General features: G+C 53.1%; 20 protein-coding genes and 2 pseudogenes. 13 read left to right on the top strand and 9 right to left on the bottom strand.

What is annotated here, in order from left to right; translation table 11 throughout:
* Positions 1–218 precede the first annotated feature (218 nt).
* The 3 genes from V8L70_RS17220 to V8L70_RS17210 form a co-directional block, all read right to left on the bottom strand.
* Entirely contained in the window at positions 219–1,637 is a 1,419-nt protein-coding gene (locus tag V8L70_RS17220) for an IS1380 family transposase (RefSeq protein WP_336270223.1), read from the bottom strand.
* Positions 1,638–2,051: 414 nt separating this feature from the next.
* Positions 2,052–3,067 (bottom strand): IS630 family transposase gene (locus tag V8L70_RS17215; protein WP_336270222.1). Its coding sequence is split into 2 segments (ribosomal slippage): positions 2,052–2,677 and positions 2,677–3,067, totalling 1,017 coding nucleotides; the frame shifts between segments, so codons are not numbered across the junction.
* 329 nt (positions 3,068–3,396) lie between these two features.
* Positions 3,397–4,752: an IS1182 family transposase gene (locus V8L70_RS17210; protein ID WP_016913619.1), complete on the bottom strand. Its 1,356-nt coding sequence runs from the start codon at positions 4,750–4,752 to the stop codon at positions 3,397–3,399.
* Positions 4,753–4,906: 154 nt separating this feature from the next.
* Between V8L70_RS17210 and V8L70_RS17205 the strand changes: the two genes are divergently transcribed.
* The 4 genes and pseudogenes from V8L70_RS17205 to V8L70_RS17190 all read left to right on the top strand — a co-directional run bounded on the left by V8L70_RS17205 (position 4,907) and on the right by V8L70_RS17190 (position 8,610).
* Entirely contained in the window at positions 4,907–6,277 is a 1,371-nt protein-coding gene (locus V8L70_RS17205; RefSeq protein WP_062372159.1) for a trimethylamine monooxygenase, read from the top strand.
* A gap of 115 nt (positions 6,278–6,392) precedes the next feature.
* Positions 6,393–7,195: pseudogene (locus V8L70_RS17200) on the top strand (IS30 family transposase); the annotation flags it as partial.
* Positions 7,192–7,395: pseudogene (locus V8L70_RS17195) on the top strand (HPP family protein); the annotation flags it as partial. The pseudogenes V8L70_RS17200 and V8L70_RS17195, both read left to right, overlap by 4 nt.
* 366 nt (positions 7,396–7,761) lie before the next feature.
* Positions 7,762–8,610 (top strand): hypothetical protein, encoded by an 849-nt coding sequence (locus V8L70_RS17190; RefSeq protein WP_336270219.1) that lies wholly within the window; start codon positions 7,762–7,764, stop codon positions 8,608–8,610.
* Here V8L70_RS17190 and V8L70_RS17185 read toward each other — a convergent pair.
* A complete protein-coding gene (locus tag V8L70_RS17185; RefSeq protein WP_062375250.1) occupies positions 8,607–14,000 on the bottom strand; it encodes a site-specific integrase in 5,394 nt (1,797 codons plus the stop codon). The genes V8L70_RS17190 and V8L70_RS17185 overlap by 4 nt on opposite strands.
* 213 nt (positions 14,001–14,213) lie before the next feature.
* Here V8L70_RS17185 and V8L70_RS17180 point away from each other — a divergent pair, with 213 nt between their 5' ends.
* Entirely contained in the window at positions 14,214–15,158 is a 945-nt protein-coding gene (locus V8L70_RS17180) for a co-chaperone YbbN (RefSeq protein ID WP_336270218.1), read from the top strand.
* On the opposite strand, the gene V8L70_RS17175 is transcribed toward V8L70_RS17180, so the two are convergent.
* Positions 15,155–16,330, bottom strand: a complete 1,176-nt coding sequence (locus V8L70_RS17175; RefSeq protein WP_336270217.1) for a MalY/PatB family protein — start codon at positions 16,328–16,330, stop codon at positions 15,155–15,157. The two genes, V8L70_RS17180 and V8L70_RS17175, sit on opposite strands and share 4 nt — an antisense overlap.
* Positions 16,331–16,367: 37 nt before the next feature.
* Here V8L70_RS17175 and V8L70_RS17170 point away from each other — a divergent pair, with 37 nt between their 5' ends.
* The 6 genes from V8L70_RS17170 (at position 16,368) to V8L70_RS17145 (ending at position 19,673) form a co-directional block, all read left to right on the top strand.
* Positions 16,368–16,799, top strand: a complete 432-nt coding sequence (locus V8L70_RS17170) for a hypothetical protein (protein WP_336270216.1) — start codon at positions 16,368–16,370, stop codon at positions 16,797–16,799.
* A 108-nt stretch (positions 16,800–16,907) separates the two neighbouring features.
* Positions 16,908–17,714, top strand: coding sequence for a hypothetical protein (locus tag V8L70_RS17165; protein WP_336270215.1), 807 nt, complete (start codon positions 16,908–16,910; stop codon positions 17,712–17,714).
* A gap of 97 nt (positions 17,715–17,811) precedes the next feature.
* Positions 17,812–18,213, top strand: a complete 402-nt coding sequence (locus V8L70_RS17160) for an acyl-CoA thioesterase (RefSeq protein WP_101146649.1) — start codon at positions 17,812–17,814, stop codon at positions 18,211–18,213.
* Between the two features lie 52 nt (positions 18,214–18,265).
* Positions 18,266–18,592: a hypothetical protein gene (locus tag V8L70_RS17155; RefSeq protein WP_008956368.1), complete on the top strand. Its 327-nt coding sequence runs from the start codon at positions 18,266–18,268 to the stop codon at positions 18,590–18,592.
* A complete protein-coding gene (locus tag V8L70_RS17150) occupies positions 18,564–19,085 on the top strand; it encodes a DUF501 domain-containing protein (protein ID WP_035586146.1) in 522 nt (173 codons plus the stop codon). Before V8L70_RS17155 ends, V8L70_RS17150 begins: the two co-directional genes overlap by 29 nt.
* A gap of 45 nt (positions 19,086–19,130) precedes the next feature.
* Complete coding sequence (locus tag V8L70_RS17145) at positions 19,131–19,673, top strand: LOG family protein (RefSeq protein WP_008956370.1); 543 nt, start codon at positions 19,131–19,133, stop codon at positions 19,671–19,673.
* A gap of 33 nt (positions 19,674–19,706) precedes the next feature.
* On the opposite strand, the gene V8L70_RS17140 is transcribed toward V8L70_RS17145, so the two are convergent.
* Both V8L70_RS17140 and V8L70_RS17135 read right to left on the bottom strand, forming a co-directional pair.
* Entirely contained in the window at positions 19,707–20,219 is a 513-nt protein-coding gene (locus V8L70_RS17140) for a hypothetical protein (protein WP_008956371.1), read from the bottom strand.
* 33 nt (positions 20,220–20,252) lie between these two features.
* The gene (locus tag V8L70_RS17135; RefSeq protein ID WP_336270214.1) at positions 20,253–20,747 is read right to left on the bottom strand and encodes a tetratricopeptide repeat protein; all 495 of its coding nucleotides are present in this window, start codon (positions 20,745–20,747) and stop codon (positions 20,253–20,255) included.
* A 246-nt stretch (positions 20,748–20,993) separates the two neighbouring features.
* On the opposite strand from V8L70_RS17135, the gene V8L70_RS17130 reads away from it, so the two are divergent.
* Both V8L70_RS17130 and yaaA read left to right on the top strand, forming a co-directional pair.
* Complete coding sequence (locus tag V8L70_RS17130) at positions 20,994–22,025, top strand: NADP(H)-dependent aldo-keto reductase (RefSeq protein WP_101146653.1); 1,032 nt, start codon at positions 20,994–20,996, stop codon at positions 22,023–22,025.
* A 144-nt stretch (positions 22,026–22,169) separates the two neighbouring features.
* Positions 22,170–22,949, top strand: a complete 780-nt coding sequence (yaaA, locus tag V8L70_RS17125; RefSeq protein WP_101146654.1) for a peroxide stress protein YaaA — start codon at positions 22,170–22,172, stop codon at positions 22,947–22,949.
* 24 nt (positions 22,950–22,973) lie between these two features.
* Here the strand turns inward: yaaA and V8L70_RS17120 are convergent, their stop codons facing one another.
* Both V8L70_RS17120 and V8L70_RS17115 read right to left on the bottom strand, forming a co-directional pair.
* On the bottom strand, positions 22,974–23,549 hold the full coding sequence (locus tag V8L70_RS17120) for an isochorismatase family protein (protein ID WP_101146655.1): 576 nt from the start codon (positions 23,547–23,549) through the stop codon (positions 22,974–22,976).
* 113 nt (positions 23,550–23,662) lie between these two features.
* Positions 23,663–23,851 carry a hypothetical protein gene (locus tag V8L70_RS17115; protein ID WP_101146656.1) on the bottom strand — a complete coding sequence of 63 codons (189 nt, stop codon included), beginning with the start codon at positions 23,849–23,851 and terminating at the stop codon, positions 23,663–23,665.
* Positions 23,852–24,136 lie beyond the last annotated feature (285 nt).

Genomic DNA, 24,136 nt, shown 5'->3' with positions numbered 1-24,136 from the left:
AGGGCTCTGATTGGGCAGTCTGAAGCTACGTGCCATCGGCATTGCTCGTAAGGATCCGTATTTCCGGCGTGAGCGCCTGCTTCGTAATGCCCGAACACTGCGTTTCTTTCGCCGATTTATAACCTCCAGGAATTAATCTCGACCTTCAAAGCAGCCGTGATCGCCGACCGCCGCCGCGGTCGCTCGCTTTCTGATGCTGTGGTGGTCTCGCAGGACCGTCAGCTCAGTGCGGTCAGCTTCGGCAGCCCCTTCAGCAGCGTCGGCCACCACTTGTCGGCAGCGGCTCCGAGATGAACGGTGATTCGCCGAGCGTGCAGCCTCAGCGTGGCGGCGACCTTGAGCACCTGCTCGCGCATCCGACTCAGACTCCAGCCTTGTCGGGTTTGCCGCTCCAACAGGCAGCGCAGGCCATGCAGGACCTGGTAGGCGTAGAGGCTGAGCAGCAGGCTCACCTCGTTGCGCGCCATCACGTCCTGGACGGTGGAGGCGCCACGATCCGTCGACGAGAGGTTCACATCGAGCGCCGACTTCACCTCGCCCATATGGGCTTCGGCGCTGCCGCGCTTGCGGTAGAGCGCCAGGACCTTCTCCGGTGGCCAGTCGAACTTGCCGAGGTTGGTGACCAGGAAGAAGGCATGCAGCAGCAGATCATCGGGGCGCTCTTGCACCACCAACACCACGCGACGTGGTGCCGGCCAGGTACCCGCTTGGTACTCCAGGTCGTGGCACCACTCGCGAGGCTGCTCGGGTGGCCGGCCGGGTGGCCGCTTCAGGAGCGGTGCTGCCAGCTTCTGTAGACCGGTGTGACTGCGCAACCGGCCCAGGTATTCGATCCCCCGATCCTCCAGGGCTTCCAGCGTGTCGTTGTCGGTGAATCCGGCGTCGATGCGCACACGAACCTGTGCCCCGGTGCTCTCGTTGAGCCGCTTCACCAGGTGCGGGATCCAGGTGTCGGCGTTCTCGGCCGGGCCGGCGTTGCCCTCGCGCAGCAGGCCGCCCACCATGTCGCCGGTCTCGGCCAGCGAGGCGACCAGCGGCGAGTAGATGCGGGTACCGTAAAGGCCGTGATAGGCCGAGCCGCCCTGATGGCCGTGGACTTCGATCGGCAGGCCGTCGATATCCAGCGTCAGCTGCTTGGGACGATCGCCGTTCTTCAGCGAGGTCAGGCGCCAGAGCACCAGCCGCAGCAGGCCTTCGTGCACGACATCGATGTTGTCGTTGCGGCCAAGGCAGGTCAGCAGCCGCGACAACGTGGCTTGAGACGGCCGGTCTTGGGCCAGGGGCGTCATCCCGCGCGCGTCGCTGCAGGCCAGCTGCCAAAGCGGGTCACGGCGCAGCGTGTCGGTATCGCTGAGATCGATCCAGCCCATGGCACGCTGCAGCACCAGGGTACGCAGCTGACTGGCCAGTGAGTGGCGGACGCGTAGCGGATTGCGGAGGTCGACCAGATTGTCCTCGAGCGCCTCGATCACGCCACTATTGTCGAGGGCTTCACGCAGCAGCAGAGCGCCGCTGTCGCTGGTGGTGCGCTGGCCGCTCAACTCGACACGGACAGAGCCGTTGCACGAGGGCGTCCAGGTGGATAGGCTTTCACCCATGGCGAGTGGTCCTCTTGAATCGTGTTCTGCCAGGAACATCCTGATTCTACAAGAGAAAACCACTCGCCATCTTCGTTTTCAGGCCGGTCTCATGAATAAGCCGGGCGTATGACTAAAGACGGTGTTGCCACCAGCCAAACAAATTCTGCCTTGCTAAACTTCATGAACAGATGTTGCATGCCCAGGCAACATTTAACGTTATATGCACGGCATGACCAGAGATTACCTAAGTGGCGTGGTTCACAAGTGGTGGCAAAACATTTTTAGGGCACCAACTAGCGGTGCGCCCAAATGGCTTTGGCCGCTTTGAGGAAAACAGTTGATTAATTATAATCAGGCATCGTGGGAAAAAGGCAACTATCACTGCTCACTGGTAATTGACGAGTTTGATGTCACACCCGTCCAAAGTGAACATTGGCCCAACAGGCGTTTCAGCACCCAAGCGCTAAGTGCCTATTCAAAATTAATCGCGCATTCAGTGCCATAGCCATCGAGTAGCCGGTGTACCTCATCACAGAGATTATCAAACGAAAGATACGCACTCAGCGGCAGCCATGCATACTTCATCTGCCGCCACAGAATCTCAATCAGATTCAGCTCCGGCGAGTAAGCCGATAAGTAGACCAGATGAACACGATGCGACATCCACTCGAGTATTTTCCGCCTGAAGGCCTTGGAGCGATGCATGCTGGCATTGTCGAGCACCACCACGGCAAAGGTGTCGGGGTCTTTCTGGGCTACAAAATGGTCAAACGCGTCGATGACCGTATCGGTGGTCACGGACTCGGTGGCGGTGTGATAGATCAGCTTCCCTGCTCGGCTGAGAAATCCCAGTACGTTCAGCCTTCGGCTATGCGAGTAGGCGGGCACTTCGCAGGGTTTACCAATGAGGCTCCACGCGTATGGCACCGACGATGATTGTGAAAAGCCTGATTCATCAAAGTAATAGAGCTCATGTTCGCCCTGGTCTTCCCGCTGGTGAAGCGCCTTGAGGAGGCCCTGAGTGTTGCGAAAATCAGTTTCGTCACGGCGTGCCTTCAATGAATGCCGAATACGCTTGAAGCTGAGCCTATTTTTTTAAGCGCCCTGCGGAGCGTCACCATGCTGACCTTTTTCCCCGTCTCCTCCTGAAAGCGGGCGTGCAAGGAGCGGAGCTGATGGGGCTGTTCTGCGACCAGCTCCTGCAGTCGCTGATGGTCATTGTCATCCAAGACAGGCGTTCGACCACTGCGCGGCTTATCGATTAGACCATCAAGGCCCGACGCTTCCCATTGCTTGAGCCATCGTGATACGGCATCGCGACGAACCTGCAGTATCTCGCTGATTTGATTGATGGTATGGCCTTGATTGCTTAACAGGATGGCATGAGCACGACGACGTAAGGCGCGCTTCTCACCATTTTGATAAGCAGAGGTCAGCGTCTGCTGTTCAGAGTCAGAAAGTGGAGCAATAAAGCGCCTTCTTGCCATGGTTCCATCCGTGCCCGAGATCCTTGCATCGATAATACACGAAAATATTAGATTAAGCACTTAGGCAGCCTCAGAAGGTAGTCATCGGAATAGCCTATCTCATGCGAAGCCTATTTTGGGAAAGGGTTTACCACCCATAAAATAGCCGGGGCCTAGCAGTCTGTCGGACTTGAGGTTAATGGATGAGCTGAGGCGTGGGTTCTTCACCCCCCCCCTGTGTTGGTGTTGGTGTTGGTGTTGGTGCTGTTGTGTGGCTCTTAACCTGCCCCTCAGCTTCTGCAAGGCGGTTCTGACGCCTTGCCTGCTGGCCGGTTGGGCGCGGCGAGCCCTCAGCCCGCCGTCAACCGGTGCATCCGCTTGATATTCCACGCCATGGTGGCCAATCGCCACTCGCCGCTGACCTTATCCAGTCCGCGTAGCGAGAACTGCCGGAACCCCATCACGTGTTTGATGATCCCGAAGACCGGCTCCACGGTATGTTTGCGCAATGCGTAGAGCGCTCGGCCCGCCTGCGTCTTCAAGCGGTGTGCCATCTGTTCGACGGGGTCCTCGCTCTCCGGGGCAGGCGGATCCGCGGCGAAACGTTCAAAGACCGGAAGGTGATGGACGTCTCGCTTCATCGCCAACAGCGGTTCGATACCATGGTCATGGCAGGCCTGGATATTGCTGGCACTGAAGTAGCCGGTATCACCCAGCAGGTGGTCAGGTTTTCCCAGCGTTTCCGGGTAACCTTGCCAGGCCGTCAGTAGCGGCATGACTTGCTGCTTGTCATTGGTCGCCTGCGTGACGTGGACATGGGTCACCAGCAGACTCTCGGTATCAACCGCGGCTTGGGCGTTGTAGCACTGATCAAACCCCTTGCCGGTGACCGGCATGATGCGCGACTGCGGGTCGGTGAAATTGATCTGATCCTTGTCACGCGGGCCACCAGTGGGCGGTTCGGGGTCACGCCCACGGGGCTTCTTGCCGGCCTTGCGCTGCGCCTCCCGCCGCGCCACCTTTTCCTGATAGGCGGCTTGCTCGGTGGCGTCCCGCTCCTCGGCGCGCGCCTCGATCTTGGCCTTCGCCTCAGCGATGGCCGCCAGGCGGGCTTCACGGCGGGCAATCTCGGCGGGGATATCCATGCCGTCGGCCGCGTCCTCCTTGTCCGCCGACTCGGCCCGCTCGGTCAGCGCTTTCACCTCTGCCCTGAACTGTGCCTCCAGCTTCTTGGCATGGCCATACGACAACGCCTTGTGCTTGCTGGCGTTGGCCTTGAGCTTGGTGCCGTCCAGGGCGATGGTGCCAAGCTTGAGCAGCTTCATCTCGCGGGCCAGCAGCAGCACCTGTACGAACAACTGTTCCAGTTCCGGCAGAAAGCGGCGGCGAAAGGTGGCCAGCGTGTCATGGTCGGGATGGGTATTGGCGGCCAGGTAGCGGAACGCCACCGAGTCATAGGTGGCACGCTCGATCTTGCGGCTGGAGACCACCCCGGTGGCGTAGCCGTAGATCAGCAGGCTCAGTAGCACCGCCGGGTGATGTGCCTTGGAACCCCGCCCCATGTAACGCCGGGTCAACGTCGAGAGGTCCAGTTGTTCGACAACATCGACAACGAACCGCGCCAGGTGACCATCGGGCAACCACTCGTCTACCGAAGGCGGCAGCAGGTAATCGGTCTGGCGATCCACAGGGATGAAGCGGCTCATGGCGATCTTCTCAGCTCGGCGATGACGGTGGTCAGTATCTCACGGTGCAACGGAAAGTCCGACAGGCTGCTAGGTTGGTAGTGTGTGAGCGAAGATTTTTTCGCGCCCATTACGACTACTTCTCTGCATTTAGGACACTTACAGGAAACTAGCTATGAAAAAGCGTATTGCGATCATCGGCGCCGGCCCAAGTGGCCTAGCACAACTTCGAGCCTTTCAGTCGGCACATGATAAGGGAAGTGAAACCCCAGAGCTGGTCTGCTTCGAGAAGCAAGGCGATTGGGGCGGGCTGTGGAATTATACGTGGCGTACCGGACTCGACGAAAACGGTGAACCAGTTCATGGCAGCATGTACCGCTATCTGTGGTCGAACGGACCGAAGGAGTGTCTGGAATTCGCCGATTACTCCTTTGAAGAGCATTTTGGTCGTCCGATTGCCTCCTATCCGCCACGTGCTGTGCTCTGGGATTACATCAAAGGCCGCGTCGAAAAAGCCGGAGTACGCAAATTCATCCGCTTCAATTGCCCGGTACGCCAAATCAGCTACGAAGAAGCTAGCGAGACATTTACTGTCATCGCCCACGACCACACCACGGGCACCATCAGCAACGAGCAATTTGATCATGTCATCGTTGCCTCTGGACATTTCTCCACCCCCAACGTACCTGAGTTTGAAGGCTTTGAGCATTTTAACGGACGCATACTACATGCTCATGACTTTCGTGACGCGCTGGAATTCAAAGACAAGGACATTCTGTTGGTCGGCAGTAGCTATTCCGCGGAAGATATTGGCTCACAGTGCTACAAGTACGGCGCAAGGAGCATCACCAATAGCTATCGAACTCGGCCGATGGGCTTCAACTGGCCCGATAACTGGCAAGAGAAGCCCCAGCTAAAGCGAGTAGATCGCGATATGGCCTATTTTGCGGATGGCTCATCTAAGCACATTGATGCCATCATCCTGTGTACTGGCTACCTCCATCACTTTCCCTTCCTTGACGAGCCACTACGCCTAAAGACTAGCAACCGCCTGTGGCCGCTGACTCTTTATAAAGGCGTCGTTTGGGAGCACAATCCCAAGCTTTTCTATCTGGGCATGCAGGATCAGTTTTACACTTTCAATATGTTTGATGCCCAAGCTTGGTTCGTACGTGATGTTATCTTGGGACGTATCCCTCTGCCGAGCCAGAATGAAATGCGCGACGACAGTGCCTCTTGGCGAGCACGAGAAAAAACCCTCGAAAGCGATGAAGATATGATTGTTTTTCAGGGTGATTACGTTAAGGCACTCATCGACAAAACCGACTATCCCAGTTTCGATATTGACGGCGTCAACAAAACTTTTCTGGAATGGGAGCATCACAAACACGAAAACATCATGGCTTTCCGTGACCACTCCTACCGTTCGTTGATGACAGGCACCATGGCTCCCACTCATCACACCCCCTGGTTGTATGCCATGGATGACTCTCTGGAAGCTTACCTTGCCACCGAAACTGATAAGGTTGATGCATTGGAAGCTTGAAGGCTCCATGTAACCTGAATTCATAGAATAACTGCAGCACTTTGGATCATACGGTAGAGGCAGGAGGGCCAGCAGCGGTACCCTCTCCGCCTTACCGACCAAAGTGAAGCAGAGTATGGGATACCGACAACTGACCCAGGCACAACGATATCAAATTTTTGCCCATAGGGATGTAGGATTGAGCCAACGTCAGATTGCTCAACAGCTTGGCATTCACAGCAGTACCGTGAGCCGTGAGCTGAGACGTAATTCGGGTGCCAGGGATATGAACCCGCACAAGCGCAGCGTTACAGCGATCAGAGACGCCGCTCCGCCTGGAAGTGGACAAAGCAACTCCCTAGCCTGATCAATGCCGTAGCTGACAGGCTTAGAGAAGAGTGGAGTCCAGAGCAGATTAGCGGTTTTATGGCGCCGTTGACGGGGATAGGAGTTAGTCATCAATGGGTTTATTCGCTGATCTGGGACGATAAGGCCAAGGGTGGCGATTTGTGGCGACACCTCCGCCAGCCCAAGCGTCGCTGTAAACATCGTGCCCATGCCAAAAGTGCAGGACTAGGCAAGATTCCTAAGCGTGTGGGGATAGAGCATCGGCCACCTGCTATCGAAAAACGCCTCACCATCGGTCACTGGGAAGGCGACACGGTGCTTTATGGGCACAAGCAAGCGGGGATAGTGACGTTGGTAGAGCGACGAAGTGGCTACTTGTTGGCGGCACGTCTGCCAAAGGTAACGGCAGAACTAACGCAGAGAGCCATGGTCCGTTTACTTAAGCCTCGTCGGGGCGCGGTGAAGACGATCACGCTAGACAATGGCTCGGAGTTTGCAGACCACGAGACGGTCGCAAAAGCGGTTAGCGCCTCCGTGTATTTCTGTGATCCTTACTGTTCAGGCCAGCGTGGGACAAACGAGAACACCAGTTGCTCATTGTAGGATCTTTCGGAGCCACTTCAGTGCTGATTTATTCAGCTCCTGACAGCCCCTTCGCACAGCCCAGTCACGTATTATTTGGAAGTGTACTCTCTGCTGCTGTTGGGGTGGCTTGTTTTAAATGGCTTGGCACATCAACTTTGGCAATGGCTCTAGCGGTGTCATTGTCTGTCTTTGTGATGCAATTAACGCTCTGGCTCACTAGTGGGGCGATCACGAGGACACGGTTGAGGACTACAGCTAATCGGAGCGATACGGGTTGGCAAGCACAAATGCCATGACGACGCTGGTGACGCTCTCTTGCTTTCGCAACTTCTCTCACCGCCGCGTGGTGACGAAGCCTTCAAGTAGACCGAGATCTATAGTGACTCTCCCCCTTCCTTCTTGAGCAGAGTGCAACAGTCACAAATGACACCCATGAAGCTAAATTAGCGAAATAGCATCAAAAAACACGGTTATTTAACCCATTGAAAACATGACACAGCTGCTAGTTTTATCTGTATATACATATAGTTAAACTTGGTGAATTTACCGTGTCAAAATTAAAAGAAAACCAGGTGATTATCCTCGCTCCCAATGCTAGCGCCATCGAAAGTGTATATGAAAACTATTGTGAATTTGATGTAAATAAAATTAAAAACTCTGCTATTGAAAAAATCATCAAATATCTTGCCGCCAGTCTTAACTGCATTACTGAAAAAGAATATAGTGTCGCAATAAAATATAAAACCATATTTTTCAGTACAGAAAACCCTTATGATAAAGATGGTGCTGTTTTCTTTTTAGACGCTTTTAAAGATTCGAAAACTAATCAAGAAATCATAGAAAAATCACGCACACTGGCGTTATTTATTATTCAACAACTTCTTCCTAATAACGATCTTTTTAACCAAACGCTTGATATATCTTGGTTAAGTAAAGAAAATATTGAAATGCTTGATGAACGCCGCAATATGTTTCTATCAAGCTGGAAAAATACAAAAATCCCGGCGAATGGTTTTAGCTTAATTGACACTATTGAAAAAGAGTCAATTCTTTGTGTTAACTCTGACTTTATTACGCTCGACGATGAGGAGAAAACAAATATACCGATCGAAGGCGTTGGCCTCCCTGATGGTTTTTCAAGAACGCAAACTTGGATAGAACTTCGCGTCATTGAAGATAGTCTACAACAGGCAGGTGACGTACGACACTTTACCGTTACTCACCCCGATGACTTTAAGGTATTTTTAGAAGCCAGCTATCAAGAATCTTATGTCCGCTTCAAAGCAAAAAAGATCACGCAAAAAATGAAGCAAAAACCTTCTTATACATTATCAGAACTGAAGATAGATAAATCCTTAACAGAAATAGATGATTTCACGCTTATCAGCGAAACTGAAGAAACGTTAGATACTTACAACTAAGATCTATTTAGTGTCGCAAAGAGACCACAAGCTAGCAAGGCTACAGACAGCTCGTGACTGTTACGTATCGTTCCTTCCGGAGATCTTTTAAGGCCAATGCCGACATATTCTTGGCGTCGATCAAGCACATTATCGACGATAATCGGAAACGGATCCAGCTGGAACGTATTAATGTTCTTTTCTTGATAAAGGCCATTTGATTTTAGCATTTTGACGAGCTCTTCAGGCGCATTTTTTAAGGCAATCTGTATATATTGCTTTGGCACATTAAACAGAGAAAATACCTGTATAAGAAAGGCGCAGTGATGCTGATGACTCATTAGTAGCTGCCGGTTCTTACTGATTAAAAAAGGTAACTCACCCAAAATTACGCTACCATCCAAGCTCACCAACCGGCTCGCTTCTAGTCCTGTTACATGCTCAATAAGTCGGCGCCACGCCTTTTCGCCTACTTGACGTAATAAAATATTGGGATAGTTCGCCCCGCTTACCCAAGCATCGCTTTCCCCTTTCAATTTAAATCGCATATGTGATTCGGCTTCGCGAACGATTTTTGCAATGACTTCTGTAGCCTCTGGATTAAGATTAACGTGCTTCCCTGCACGTTCATAGCTCATACCTAGCCCTACAAACCGTAGTATTTTCCATAACACCATAAAATTTAAACGAGTGTAACGAACGGAAATATCGGTTGTTTCAAGCGCCGGAGTTTCAATACGCGACAATGTCTTGGTGTTTAGAACACCATCAATTTTTCTTGCACGCATATGACGTACGGGGGTTAGTTGATCTGCCCAATCAGTCAATACATGATTGTAGTTTAATGACCCCGTACGCGGGTGACGATGCCCCATCAATCTCGCCATGGCCATACCGCTGCGTCGCGATACTTGGTTGTTGTGACCTAATACGTGCTGACGTATGAACTGTGGATCAAGGTGACCGCTTATCGCTTCTGTAAGCAATGTTTGTATACCAAATAACGAGGGCGCTAATGTGCTGTAGAACGCGTGCCTGCAATGGTGCAGCGTCATTCCCCTACTCGACGTCCCATTGCGCAGTAACTGAATCAAAATTGGACTCACCTGCGCTGCCCAGTGAATGAGCCTGACTTGGGTCTCGTAAAGTTCACCCAATAAAGGACGTTTTGAATCGTTACCCGCCAGTGAGTGGAAGCGACTTAACACGTGACCGATGAGATCCTCTTCGGCTGGATCTAGCGCAAAAAGCAGTGGCACTGCGCGGCGACTAGCGTCGCTTTTGAGCTTGCGCTGCGCGTTATCACGCACCAGCACCCAACGGATACCGTAATGCTCACACCAGTCATTGCGCTGTAGCCCTATCGCTTCTTGCGCGCGCAGCCCAAAACGAAAGGTCAGTAACAGCACAAACCCTAACAACAGAAATTTCTCATCGTGTTGGCTTTGCCATTTTGATTGCAAAGCGGACTGACACAGGAGGTATTCACTTTGTATCAACATCCCTGCGCGAACGCTGCGGCGATCATTCTCGATAGCTAATTCTTGCCAATCAGGGCTTGCCACCCCCAACGTTTCTACCCACGCATGAAAATCACGCAACCGATGACTGAAGTAGTGCGCATCTTGCGACGTTAGCTCAACAAACGTCAGCATTTTAGCGTAAAGGTGCGTGACTTCCTCTTCGTCAAAGTCGAGGAGATCTACCTGGTAGCCAATCTCAGCAAAGGCTGATTTCAATGCTGAGAAGTACCGCGTTAATGAGCTTTGCGCATAGTCGTTCCGTTTACCGACTTTGCCTCGCCGCATAATAAAACTCATCCACCGCACTAATAGCAGGACGCAGCTACTGACGTGCCCGTCGTATGCGCTGCTTAGCCTATCGAGTTGCGAAGCCCCCTGGCGTAATTGCCGCTTTGTATACCCTTTCAGAACCTCTTGGACTTCTTCATAAAGCCGTTGCGCATTGGCCTGCTGCTCCACTTTGTTGAGATGGCGCCAACGAGACGTTTTTGTGGCCGACACATTGAGTTCACTGTCTGCGCTATCGTCATGGGTAGGAAATGCTAACCTAACGCCCTCTCGAATCCGTAGCTCATCGTGAAGCGGTAAGCTCGTCGAAAGAACACGCCCGCCTAGCATGCCTGCCACCATGCCAGGCAGTGATAAGAGATTTACTTGATCCATCAGCTCACCCAAGCTTGCAAACAAGGCTTGAACGCTTGTCTCCGCTATGTTCGGCAAATGCCCTCTCAATGCATCAGGGGGTGGAGTGATAGTGGCTGGCATCAGCACTTTGTTTAGATCGATTTCTTTTTGAATTTGCTGCCCGGCGGCTAGCAAAGATGCAGTCTTATAGCTGATACGGTGGCGCTGAACGGGTGCGAGGTAATTGTCCAGTTCCAGGCTTTCGCTATACTCAAGCAAATACTCTTGCTTGTGCTGAATGAGTCGATAATTACGCCCTCGGGCTACATCTAGCAGCATACGTTGATAACTAATGCGTTTTTCTAAGCACAACAAAAGCGCCCCAACGCTCAAAGCGCTCAATTTAGAAAAATGCGCTTTCAGTACTTTCGCTCGAATGTTATCCGCCCACCGCTTTAGCTCTGGCCACAATGAAAGGGCCTCTGAAGCCTTGCTGGACAGTAACGATTTTTCAGCCGACGCTTCTGCCACGCGCTTACTGATACCGTGCTGGTGCCGGTTGCCTTCCTCTTTCAAGCACCGCAACAGCACTGACAACCGTAGCGATGCATAGGTATGTATCACCGAACCACTTCGATGCAGCATACGCTGAACTAACACATCAATATCGTCCTGTGTCAGCTCCCCCCATGCTCTGCGGCTCATATATATTGCGATATCCGCTTCAGCCGCTTTACGTTCTCGCACCATCGTTTGGCGTCTTTCGTGTTCTCGCTGGCACTGACCAAACCGACGGTTCACCAGTGCCTTTTGATAGTGCTGATCCTCAGCACTGCTAGATGGAGGCGTTAATAAAGGCAACACCGAAGGCAGCGTGGGAGGAAAAAAACCTAATTCATCAAAGGCGGTGTTAACGGCATCGGCATAGCTGTGCGCATCGTCGGTCCAGCAACGCGGCGAAAAATCGCCGTAGGTCGCCACACTGCGCTCCGCATGCCCCATCCACCCATCAACCACTTCTGATGGCACCTTCAAAAAACGCAGCTGTTGGGCATAGCGATGGCGAAACACGTTGCCGGGCAAGGGCCACTGAAAGAGAGGCACCCCGGGCAAGTCGGTGCTTGTCATGGAGTGCCATACCAGCGAATCATCCAACAAGAAGAACAGCGGAAGTGCTGATAAAGCGTTGTTATCCAGTGTTTGATGTATCGCTTCTGCCAGCGCAGCGTTGACGTTTTTGAGTACTTGAGCCAGCCATTGCAAATGCGTCACGTAACACTGCAACAGTTCGATCGCTCTGTCTGGTAACGGCACCATCCGGCTACTTCGGCGCCCTTGGTCGATTTTATCGTTAAGATATAAACAACGTGCTGTTAGGTTGAAGTGTCCCAGCGACTCAAATGGATCTTTAAGATATCGGCCGCCCGAGGCTGCATAAAGTCCCATGACACAGTATTGAGCCAGGACGTTGTGATAGTGAATCAGGTCACCGTCGGCGCTGCCTTCAACCATTGCCCTGGCGTTAGTAATCTCTTGACGCAACACCGTCGTGATGGGCGAGAGACGGCTACCAATCAGATTCACGGAGGGGGGAAATGGCGTTGAGTCGGAGAGGGATAGAGACAATCCTTTTTCGATCGCGGTTATATCCCATGTCGCATAGCTGCATGCGCCTGGCAACCCTGCGTTGGGGTGAGCGGTTAAAAGACGCGCCAAATGGGGGTCATGGGTGTTATCAAAGACGGCTTGTCCCCAGACCTGCGCCAATTTAGCGCTCGTTACTCGGGGAAAATGTAATTGGGTCTGCTGATAAAACCAACGTTCCAAAGGCAGAGTGTTCTCCCACATATCCCCTAACGTGGCGAGCGAAGCTTGCTGCGCGTTAGCGGCTCGCTGGAGGATCGCAGTGACCTGTTCCGGCAGTTCAACGGAGAGCACTTCTCTTATTGAGTGAACATAATCGAGTGATTCGCTATTGGGTTGCCAGGCATTCCCACGTCGAGGTGATTTCCGCGCTATCGATGAAAAGTCACGTGTCAATGTCCACTCATCACCCGGGGCATCATCTATCTGAAACTGTGCAGCAAAATAGAGCGAGCGTGAGAAGCGAACTGACAGCCATACCATCACGGCGCCGAGCTGCTCTACCTCATCGGTTGAAAATAAGCATTGATCCACCCAACTAAGCAGCTTTTCTCGCTCTGGCGGCAGTAGCTTTTCCCAGCTCCATGGCAAAAAATGCGATGCTTCTGCCGTTTGGACAAAATAGCTTCGGCTAGCTAATTGTTGTTCCGCATCGCTATCAGAGGGATCTACCCTTGCAACATAGACTCCCTCATCCTCTGGGTCTTGATCGGCATCTTCTTCTTTTTGATACGCGTAAAATTCGTACTCGGTATCTTCGCTTTCGTCATAACCTTGGTGTACCAGTGGGAGGACAGTCGGCAAGAACCGTTCAATACGCAAGAGAGATGCTATTGCCTCATGATTAATGGGATTAACATCTTGACGCGCAATAGCAGTAATGGCGTTGAAAAAGCGGCTATAGCTCTTGTTATCACGATAATCATGACTCACCTCATCGGCGGCAGAGATGAACGCATCGTTAACACGCTCAAGCGTCGGCTCATGCTGCCCCACAAAACTGCGACACCGCCTTAATAGCGCGTCTACCACATGCCATTTTTCATCGTAGGGGCCTAAGGTCATAAAACGTGCTGCATCACTGATATTGCGATCCGCGATACATTTTTGATGAGCGATACGCTGTGCTGCGTGCACCAAAAACCATAAACGCAAAAGTCGACGCCAAAACAGCAGGTAGCCTTCGGTCGACTTCGCCTTACCATCAGCCAGCGGGTTAGTGAGCAACGTAATCAAAAACGTTTTATTTTTTACACCCCCTTCCTGAAACTGACGTTTGTTTTGTTCAACCGTGCCGACATGAGGTACCTGTGAGTAGTCACGAGAGATGTCTGGCGATGCATTGAAATGGTTAACAAACCGCTGTAGTTCATCGACTATCGGGTCGCCCGCCCAAAGCGAGAGAATCTCGACAGATTCAGGGTGAGAGCATTCCCTTACAAGATTGGCAATCGCGTCATTGCGGGGGCTTAGTCCTAGGGCGTGATAAATGACCTGGAGAACATCAAGTAAATTCTCCTCGTGCGCCCATGCTATTAGCTTGCGGTACCGCTTCCCGAGACTTACGGTCACTGCTTCCAGCTGCTGGCTGTGACAATCTCCTACGCCTTCCCGTGTCATTAATAACCCTTACGTCCAGAAGCGGCATTTGCCGAAAACCGCTCTATCATAAGGTTTAAAGCCATTTAAAACCATTTAAGGACAAAATAAATGTCCCTAAATCATCAGTCTCATAACCGTCATCGGTTCAAATCCGGTCTTTCCTTGAATCCGCCGGGGCATGCCTGCATATCATGGGTAACTATTATTCATTTTTTGCTGACGAGTCTACCTATGTCGATTATTGATCCCCGTTCAGGTAAGCCGCTCACCGCGGATACTGGAAATACCGATGCTACCGCGCCTACCGATGAGCGTGCGGCGGTGCGTCCTGAAGATGTCATCATTGAATTGAACGCAGGCAATATTCAGCAGGTATTGGAAGCCTCCATGCAGGTGCCGGTACTGATGGGCTGCTACTCGCCTTCCACCGATAGCAGCCGCACCCTGCTCACAATGCTTGAGAAACTGGTAGTGGAATACGCAGGCGCTTTTGTGCTCGGTAAGCTCGATATAGACGCGAATGCAGAAATCGGCGGCCAACTCGGCGTGCGTTCAGTGCCCGATGTGAAGCTGATTAGCCAGGGCGGCCTGGTGGATGGTTTTCAGGGAGCATTGCCGGAAAAGGAGGTACGCGAGTGGTTGAATCGTTACTTCCCCGCCCCCGGCGAAGCACCCCCCACCCCGGAAGAGCAGGCGGAAGAGGCATTGCAGGCAGGCGATGTCGCGGGCGCGCGCGAAATTTATCAAACCCTGATGGGCCAGTACCCGGAACACTACGCTTATCAAGTCGCGTTCGCCCGGGTACTGGTAGCCGAAGGGCGTGGCAGCGAGGCGCGTGAAGTGCTTGATAACCTGCCGCCGGAAGAGCGCGACGCGGCACCTGCACGGGGCGTGCGCGCCAGCATTGAGTTTGGCGAACAGGCGCCCTCAACCGAAGAGATCGCAGCCCTGGGCGATCGTACCGACAGCGAAGCTCAGTACCAGCGCGCCCTGCGCCAAGTGGCTGACGGTCATTACGATGCAGGCCTGGAAGCACTCCTGGCGCTAATGAAACACGACCGTGCCTACAATGATGACGCAGCGCGTAAAACACTGCTGCAGGTGTTCGATGCATTAGGCGCCGACCACCCGCTGACCGTTACCTACCGCCGTAAACTATTTGCCATGCTCTACTAACGGGTCTCACTGCTTTTTAGCACAGCATCCATGCGTGACAATGCCGTTTCCAGTTGGGTAGCAGTGGTGCCGAAGTTAAGCCGTACAAAGCCGGGGCAGCCAAAGGCAGCCCCGTCTGAAAGTGCCACCCCCGCCTCTTTCAGCAGCCTTTTATGGGGCGCATTGCCCAGGCCCGCCTCGCGCATATCCAGCCAGGCTAGATACGTTGATTCCGGCGCACTCCAATGAACGCCCTGCCAGCTAGCCACTCGCCCCTCCAGCGTCGCACGATGCTCACGTAGTACGTTTAATAGTTCCTGCCGCCACGATTCACCGTCACGATAAGCCGCTTCCGCCGCGACCAAGCCGAGTATGTTGCTATCGGGCAGTAGCCCTTTTGCTGCGGCTGCAAAGCGCTGACGCAGAGCAGGGTCAGGGATCACCGCGCAGGCACTAGTCAACCCAGCCAAATTAAAGGTTTTAGAGGGCGCCCACAGGGTGATTGTGCGCTTGGCCAGTTCAGGAAATGCTGCCACCAGCGGACGGTGGCACGCGCCTTCATCTAATAGCAGGTCGCAGTGAAGCTCATCGGATACCACCCAAAGATCATGTCGTTCTACCAGCTCAGCCAGCGCAGCAAGCTCTTCCTGATGCCATACGCGCCCTGTCGGGTTGTGGGGATGACACCATAGCAACAGGCGGGTAAGCGGCGTAATCGCCTCCTCCAGGGCGGCAATATCGAGCTGCCAAGGCTCACCGGGATTCGAAGGCGCTTGGAGCATCGCCTGCTGGGGCAGACGCCCGGTGCGCTCTGCCACTGCTAGAAACGGCGGATAGATAGGTGTGACTGTTAATACACCGTCGCCAGGCTCGGTCAGCGCGAGCGCAGCCAAATGTAAGGCAGGCACTACCCCTGGCAACCACTGCTGCCACTCGGGCTGAATGGGCCAGTCGTAATGCTGGGCGCTCCACTGGCATAGCGTTTCTGTTAACGTAGCAGGCACTTCACCATAGCCATAAACACCGTGAGCCACCCGCGACTGCAGCGCATCAACGACTGCTGGCGGGGAGCGAAAGTCCATATCGGCGACCCAAAGGGGTAACACGTCGTCGCCGTAGCGGTGCCATTTTTGCGATGCCCAGCCACCTTCTGGGTGGCGTCGCTCCACAGGCGTGGCAAAATCGTAGGCCATGAAAAATCTCACTTATTGAACAGGGGTGATGCCAAGCATGCCGCAAGATGACTTTTATACCAAGATGCGGGCAGGGCTGCCGGCGCTGCTGCGGCAGTGGCGTGCACTCGGCCAAGCTGATGCTGATCGCTTGGCGTTGATTCTCGCGGAGACAGCCCGAGTGGCAAAGCTGGGCGAACCCGAGACCACGCCCAGCGGCGCAACACTTGATACGTGGAGCACGGCCAGCGCCGATGAGATCCCACTATGGGCGCCCAAAACCGCGGTATTTTTGCTTAATCAAATGCCTGCCCGCCCGACTCCCGATAGTGATGCCGAAGCCTGCGCCTGGGCATACTGCTGGCTACGCAATCGCTCGTTTGATTCATTGCAAGCAGCTCAGGACGCCCTCCCTGCTCACCTAAAAGCTCCTCTGCAAGAGGCGTTAGAAGCCGCTTGGCGCGACCAGCAAGGGCTGCGTTTAGTTTAATCGGCAGCACGCTCGCTTAGAAAACCGAAAGGGTGAAGGCCATTAAATGGCGTCATAAAACAACGACACACCAATAGCACCAAAAAATAACAGCAAGGAACACGCTACATGATAGAAATTCCGCTCACTTGGCAGCTAGCAAAGCTTGGCCTTTCAATCAGTATGGTATTGGGGCTAGGGGCAATTGCGGTGCGCGCCAGTCCACGTATGGCCGGGCTGCTGGCGGGTTATCCATTGGGCACGGCGTTGGCGCTATTTTTTATCGGCTTAGAAATTTCACCCGTCTTTGCGACCCAAAGCGCAGTACATACGCTGGCTGGGTTTACCGCGACGATGGCGCTAGGCGCCGGTTATTGGGTAGCAGGACGTCAACCAGGCGTTAAAGGCATGGCCAGCGGTGTGCTAGGCGGTTTCACTGCGTGGCTAGCCGCCAGCACGCTACTCGCCCAATTTGATTTCACCCGGCTCAGCGGCACGCTGGTAACACTAGGGGCTATTGCCGCATTTAGTGGCCTGTTCCGCGCTATTCCAGATGTAAAAAGTCCACCCAGTCGATCGTTTTCGCTCCCTGCTCTTGCTGCACGGGCCTGCCTTGCCGCCGCGATCATATTTGCCATTACGAGCCTAGCGCATTGGCTTCCGCCCGCCTGGGCGGGAACGCTGGCCGCCTTTCCGGTCACCATGCTGCCTTTTTTGCTGATTCTTCATCTCAATCACGGCGCGGCCCCAGTAGCCACTGTTATCAAACACTACCCGATGGGGCTTGGTTCATTGCTGAGCTATACCCTATGTGTTTCCTATACTTACCCAACGCTAGGCCTGTTGTGGGGCAGCTTGGCTGGGTTTGCCACGGCGACGCTATGGCTATTGGGATGGATGCAACTGACGGCGTGGTACCGACGCCGTGACACTTGACCAAGCACTTGCTTGGGTTAATCCTGAAGACCTGCTGCTAATCCCGTTCATTAATCACCAGTCATTGATAACCCTTCGTTAATAACAAGGACATGCCATGTTTACGCGTACCATTGAGCCAGCGTTTTACGACACCGACGCCCTAGGGCATATCAACAATACTCGCCTACCCGCTTGGTTTGAGCTGGCCCGTAACGACTTATTCAAACTCTTCACGCCTGATTTAAACCCGAAGAAGTGGCGCTTAATTATGGCGCGTATGGAAGTCGACTACCGAGCTGAACTGTTTTACGGTCACGACATCGAAATACGTACGTATTTAACACGCTTGGGCAACAGTTCGTTTACGGTGACCCAAGAGGCGCGCCAGCACGGCACACTTACCAACCTGGGTCACACCGTTATGGTGCAGTACGACCACCAGGCTAAGTGTGCCAAGCCCATCGAGGGAAATTTACGTGAGGCGTTAACGGCCCACCTGCAAGATGCCCCTGAATGAACACGCCTGACCGACGCTGCCCCCCACTGCCGGGGCAATAGGAGCCACGCTTATGGCCATCCGCTACAACCTGTGGATAGACCCTGACAACGTTGCGCAGCACCGTGCCGTTGAAGCGGATCTTGAGCACTACTTTGTTGAGCGCTTCGCCGACTATCCGCATATCCGCTTGTTTGGGGCAGACCCCTACGATTATGATGCCCCCTTCAACCGCCTTTATGATGTGCTAATGGCACGAGCCGCTGAATACTGTGAGCGGACGTGGTGCTATGTTGCGTCGCCCGAACAGCTCAATCGCTGCTTTTTCCGTGCCGTTGGCCGCTCAAACAAATTTGTGAGAGACCAACCCGATGGTGATACGCACCAATCAGGCGCCTGACGAACGTCAGCTCGCCATTATTGCTCAACAGCTTGGCCGCGCACCGCGTGGCATTGAAGCAGTAGCCGCCACTGACGGCGAAGGCACGCCGCTGGTGCTACGCATGTCTCCTATCGTTGATGGCAAACCTTTTCCTACCCTGTATTGGCTCTGCTCAGACGTGCTTAAAGTAGAAATTTCTCGCATTGAAGCGGTGGGCGTTATCAAAGCGCTCGAACAGCGGCTGCAGGAAGAACCAGACTTTCTTGAGGCTTATTTGCAAAGTCACCGTGATTATGTGGCTGCTCGCTGGGACTATATGAGCGATGCCCAGCGCCAAGAAGTCGCTCAGTTGGGCTATACCGACGTAATGACCGAACGCGGCATTGGCGGTATTAGCAATTGGCACCAAGTACGCTGTCTGCACACTCAATATGCTCATCACCTTTGTGGTAACAACGTTATAGGGCAGTGGATGGATCAACACCATCAGGTCGACCGCTGCCTGCCCTAAGCAACGGATTAATCACTTCTCATTTTTAGCGTTAGGAAAAAACGAATGGCTCGAATTTGTGTCTACCTTGGCTCTCGTGAGGGTAATAGCCCAGCTTTCCGGCAGGCGACCAATAAACTAGGGCGCACGCTTGCCGAGCGTGGTCACACGCTGGTTTATGGCGGGGCACGCATTGGCCTGATGGGAGAACTGGCGAATTCAGTGTTGGAGGCAGGCGGCGACGTCATTGGTGTAATGCCCGAACACTTAGTGGAGCGAGAACAGGCACACTTTGGGTTAAGCGAGCTGATTCGGGTGCGTAATATGCATGAACGCAAAGCCACCATGGCGGCTAATGCCGACGCTTTTATTGCCTTACCCGGCGGGATTGGCACCTTTGAAGAGCTGTTTGAAATATGGACGTGGGGCTATCTGGGCCTGCATGAAAAACCCATGGGGTTGCTTAACATCGACGAGTTCTATTCACCGCTGCTGACCTTTTTAGACAGCACTGTCAGCCATGGCTTTTTGGCATCCGCCACTCGTGACATGCTGCTCGACGCATCAACATCCAATGAACTGCTTGATGCACTAGAAGCTCAGCTGTAGTACTGACAAAAGAGAAGAGTGAGGGAGAAGTTACTAGCGACCCATGCGCTCGGTGAGCTGGCGGGTATGCTGATAAGTTAATTGCAGCAAACGTGCATCTTCACCTGCCCGATGGCGGTGAATGCCGCGTTCGGCGATCATTGCTTCTTTGGTGTCGCTCCATAACGCTTGCTGCTCTTCGCTGAGCAGTATTCTTAGCGCCTCAAGGCGAAAACGCGGCAGCATACCCGCGTGATGAAAGAGCAGGGAAAGCCAAGTGTTGTCGTAGCCCCAGCTATCACTGTAGGCCTTGCCTAACTCGCGCAGCTCATCATTTAACCAGTGGGCAACCTGACGCACCGGATAGCCCTCCTGAATGAGGCGCTCACGAGAGATACCGTGCAGCAGCTCCGCCTTTGGATCCCAGTGCGTCCACTCATCTAGCGGTTGAATGAGAAAGGCGCAGCAGCTTCCATCAGCCCGTGCGATGCCTACTTCAATGGGGTAACTGCCACGCCCAAATCCGGAGGCTTCAATATCTAGTACTGTGGGTAGCGTCTCGGACACAACCTTCCTCACTCAATCAAAACGTGAAAGCGCTTATGCGACGGCCACGTCATCTAGCGGCTGCTGTTCGGCCCGTCGTTGCCAATAAGCGGCTCGCTCATCATCTACCGTCAAGCCTAGCTCACCCAGGCGATAAGCTCGGGCAAGACGCTCGGCGGCTAAAAAATGCCCAGACTGGGCAGCGCGGGCATACCACGTCACCGCATAATCTTCGCGACGGGGGTATTGCACACAGCCATGCTCATGGATTTGCGCTACTTGGTACTGAGACTTTACATCTCCTGCATGCGCTGCTTCCAGAACATACCGCGCACCACGCGCCTTATCCTGAGGCGTTTGACTGCGATGAAAAAGCATATGACCATAAACGGAAAGCGCATCAGGGTGACCCGCCTCCGCACAACGCTTAAATAAGCGCATCGTTAAACGCTGGGTACGCGGAGAACGCGGCAATAGCCAGCGATTATGAAACAGCCGTTTAGCTAGACGAAATTCTAGCCGAGTAAACAACGTTGATGCCTGCAGCATGGCAAACCACCCTGCCTATCTGTTGGGACCTTGGGCCAGCAGCCACCAAAAACAGCTACCAACCACACGAGAAACCGGCCTTTAGCCGGTCGATGGGCTGGCAAGCATACGCCTGCCTTTGCGACGACTCAACCCCATTAATTTGCTGCTTTCCAAGAGCCTCGCTAACATGCCATGCATACGCCGTTTACCACCCTGCCAGGGTGGCTTATTTTTTGGCAATGCCGCCTTAGTAAGGAGATAAAAATGCAAACGCGCCCACTTGGCAGAACCGGCATGGAGGTCAGTCGACTCTGCTTAGGCACGATGACGTTTGGCGAGCAAAATAGCGAAGCCGAAGCCCATGAGCAGCTTGACCGAGCCGTGGCGTTTGGCATCAATTTCATTGATACCGCTGAAATGTATCCGGTACCCCCGATGGCTAAGACCCAGGGACTTACCGAGCAATATATCGGTAGCTGGCTGAAACAGCGTGGCTCCCGCGACGATCTAATCATTGCAACGAAAGCAGCCGGCCCAGGGCTTGACCATATCCGGGGTGGTCCACGCCTCACCCGCGAGCATATTCATCAGGCCATCGATACAAGCTTAGCGCGCTTAAATACGGATCATATTGATCTTTACCAACTGCACTGGCCAGACCGTCAAACTAATTTCTTCGGCAAATTAGGCTATGTGCATAGCGAAGATGAAGAGGCCACGCCTCTGGAAGAGACATTATCTGCACTAAAAGAGCTGGTTGATGCAGGCAAGGTGCGCGCCATTGGGCTCTCTAATGATACGCCTTGGGGAGTCATGCGCTCGCTACAGCTCGCCGACAAGCTGGACTTACCGCGTGTCGCCTCTGTACAGAATCCCTACAACCTTCTGAACCGCTCCTTTGAAGTGGGTTTGGCTGAAATTGCGCATCGTGAAGACGTAGGGCTACTCGCCTATTCGCCGCTAGGGTTTGGTGTTCTCTCAGGTAAGTATCTGAACGGTGCCCAACCGCCAAAAGGCCGCCTGACGCTTTATGAGCGCTTCAAACGCTATACCTCCCCAGAAGCGGAAGCTGCCACGCAAGCCTATGTGTCACTGGCTCAACAGCATGACTTAGATCCTGCTCAAATGGCGTTGGCTTTTGTTAACTCGCGCAGCTTTTTAACTAGTAACATTATTGGCGCGACAACCATGGAGCAGTTGGAAAGCAATCTTGCCAGCGAGAGCCTCAAGCTGGATGACGACGTGCTAGAGGCAATCGAAGATATTCACCGTCGTATGCCTAATCCCTGTCCTTAAAAGCCGCTCTTAAAAAACGTCCTTCAGAATAAGTCGGCTCTCACCAAGCTATCGTCACTATAGCCTCGGCCTTCGCCGAGGCTTGGTATACTAAGCCCACCTATAATCGGCTTTTATTTACCAGAGCACGACCAGGAGTATGCGATGCTGAGCGTTATCTCTCCCGCCAAAACGCTGGATTTTGAAACCCCTCCGACCACAACGAAAGTGACACAGCCCGACTTCCTGAAACAGAGCCAAGCGCTGATCGATATTTTACGCGACTATTCGCCGCAGCAAATCAGCGAACTCATGGGCATCAGCGATAAATTGGCGGGCCTGAATGCTGCACGTTTTGAAGAGTGGCAGCCCCCTTTCACCCTAAGCAATGCCAAACCTGCTGCTCAGGCGTTTCAGGGTGATGTTTACACTGGCCTACAAGCCGAAAGCTTCAGTGAGGCTGAAAACCGTTATGCGCAATCGCACCTACGCATACTTTCCGGCTTATATGGCCTGCTACGGCCACTGGACTTAATTCAGCCATATCGGCTGGAAATGGGCACCAAGTTATCTAATAGCGCCGGTAAAGATCTCTATGCTTACTGGAAGCCCACCCTAACGCCTGCACTCAATGAGGCCATTGCTGAAAGCGGTTCCAAGGTACTGGTTAATCTCGCTTCTAATGAATACTTTAAGGCAGTTGATGTGAGACAGCTTGATGCGCGCGTGATTACGCCGGTATTCAAAGACGAGAAGAATGGTACGTTCAAGATCATCAGCTTTTATGCCAAAAAGGCACGTGGTCTGATGAGCGCTTGGCTAATTCAGCAGCAGATTAACGAACCTGACCAGCTCAAGAGCTTCGATGTGGCAGGCTACCGTTTTGACGCCTCGGCGTCACAGGGTGATACCTTTGTTTTCACTCGCAAAGAAACTGATCGCTAAAGCGAACGACCGGGCTGGTACAATCTAGAAAAAACGTACGGGGCGTAACGCACGCGGCTTTAAAAACCGCTGGTGCGCCTCTTTAAAGAGCGCTGTGTCACAGCGGTGTAGCCACTCATAAGCCACCATATCAGCTGTTACAGCCACCGCACCGCTTGCGCAAGCACGCTCACGGGCCAGCGTAGCCTCTTGTGGTCGACGGCTGGCAGACGCTTCGCTAAGCCAGTACAGCTCGTAACCTGCCGCTAGCAACCCCAACGCCGTTTGCAGCACACAGATATGCGCTTCTGTTCCACACAGTACAATCTGCGTTTTACGTGATGCTTTTAATGCTGAACCAAATTCAGCTTCTGCCATCACGCTGAAATGCTGTTTTTGCCACAGTTGATAATCGTTTAGAGCGGCCAATAGAGTTGGTGCGGTACCACCTAGTTTTTCAGGGTTCTGCTCGGTTAACCACACCGGCACTTCAAGTAGGCAAGCCATTTCACCTAGCCAAGCCGCCTCGGTAACGGCCTCTTGACCACCTTCAATCACAGGCAGCAGGCCAGCCTGAAAATCGACCATCAGCAGTAGGCTTTTTTCACGTTGTAGCTGCACAGCGCCTCCTTAATTTTTATCATTATTGGAATCATAATAGACACGATACAAAAACAAAGCAGCCGCTTTTCAGCGGCTGCTTTGCTAACGTAGCAATTACATGCTTATCCTGCCTAGTCTTCGGCAGCCTCTTCCATATCTTCACCGAGCTCTTCCATGCTCTCACCGGCTTCTTCTGCACTTTCGTCAATGCTTTCACCCGCTTCTTCAGCAGGGCCTTGATCATCACAGGCGACAAGCCCGCCTGCCATTAACGCCATAAATAGGGCAATTGCTAACTTTTTGGCTAATTCCGTCGTCATATCGTTTCTCCTCCTGAGATTTTAAATCTTGCACTTGCAGCATAATACTAGATGCTGCTTGGCAACAATACCATGTTAAATACGCAAGCTATTGTTATAAATATGTTTAAAAAACTTATTTTTCAGAGTGCTAAGAAAAAATTGCTTCTGTAAAAAATAACGGCTTTTCTTCCACGCACACAAAAAACCCAGCCGGGTGGCTGGGTTTTCTGCGGTATAGGTGCCTGACGATGACCTACTCTCGCATGGGGAGACCCCACACTACCATCGGCGCTAAGCGGTTTC

Origin of the sequence: Vreelandella arctica, from assembly GCF_037070215.1 — a bacterium.
In the GTDB taxonomy this organism is placed as follows: Bacteria; Pseudomonadota; Gammaproteobacteria; order Pseudomonadales; family Halomonadaceae; genus Vreelandella; species Vreelandella arctica.
The sequence above is the reverse complement of the archived record's forward strand: the minus strand, read 5'-3'. Positions and strand labels throughout refer to the sequence as shown.

Excerpts from the sequence above, each read along its gene's own strand:
- V8L70_RS17220 (WP_336270223.1), bottom strand. The coding sequence starts at position 1,637 with ATGTTCCTGGCAGAACACGATTCAAGAGGACCACTCGCCATGGGTGAA.
- V8L70_RS17165 (WP_336270215.1), top strand. The coding sequence starts at position 16,908 with ATGATAGAAATTCCGCTCACTTGGCAGCTAGCAAAGCTTGGCCTTTCA.
- V8L70_RS17155 (WP_008956368.1), top strand. The coding sequence starts at position 18,266 with ATGGCCATCCGCTACAACCTGTGGATAGACCCTGACAACGTTGCGCAG.
- V8L70_RS17210 (WP_016913619.1), bottom strand. The coding sequence starts at position 4,752 with ATGAGCCGCTTCATCCCTGTGGATCGCCAGACCGATTACCTGCTGCCG.
- V8L70_RS17115 (WP_101146656.1), bottom strand. The coding sequence starts at position 23,851 with ATGACGACGGAATTAGCCAAAAAGTTAGCAATTGCCCTATTTATGGCG.
- V8L70_RS17170 (WP_336270216.1), top strand. The coding sequence starts at position 16,368 with ATGCCGCAAGATGACTTTTATACCAAGATGCGGGCAGGGCTGCCGGCG.
- V8L70_RS17205 (WP_062372159.1), top strand. The coding sequence starts at position 4,907 with ATGAAAAAGCGTATTGCGATCATCGGCGCCGGCCCAAGTGGCCTAGCA.
- V8L70_RS17185 (WP_062375250.1), bottom strand. The coding sequence starts at position 14,000 with ATGACACGGGAAGGCGTAGGAGATTGTCACAGCCAGCAGCTGGAAGCA.
- V8L70_RS17150 (WP_035586146.1), top strand. The coding sequence starts at position 18,564 with ATGGTGATACGCACCAATCAGGCGCCTGACGAACGTCAGCTCGCCATT.
- V8L70_RS17135 (WP_336270214.1), bottom strand. The coding sequence starts at position 20,747 with ATGCTGCAGGCATCAACGTTGTTTACTCGGCTAGAATTTCGTCTAGCT.
- V8L70_RS17145 (WP_008956370.1), top strand. The coding sequence starts at position 19,131 with ATGGCTCGAATTTGTGTCTACCTTGGCTCTCGTGAGGGTAATAGCCCA.
- V8L70_RS17175 (WP_336270217.1), bottom strand. The coding sequence starts at position 16,330 with ATGGCCTACGATTTTGCCACGCCTGTGGAGCGACGCCACCCAGAAGGT.
- V8L70_RS17130 (WP_101146653.1), top strand. The coding sequence starts at position 20,994 with ATGCAAACGCGCCCACTTGGCAGAACCGGCATGGAGGTCAGTCGACTC.
- V8L70_RS17180 (WP_336270218.1), top strand. The coding sequence starts at position 14,214 with ATGTCGATTATTGATCCCCGTTCAGGTAAGCCGCTCACCGCGGATACT.
- V8L70_RS17160 (WP_101146649.1), top strand. The coding sequence starts at position 17,812 with ATGTTTACGCGTACCATTGAGCCAGCGTTTTACGACACCGACGCCCTA.
- yaaA (WP_101146654.1), top strand. The coding sequence starts at position 22,170 with ATGCTGAGCGTTATCTCTCCCGCCAAAACGCTGGATTTTGAAACCCCT.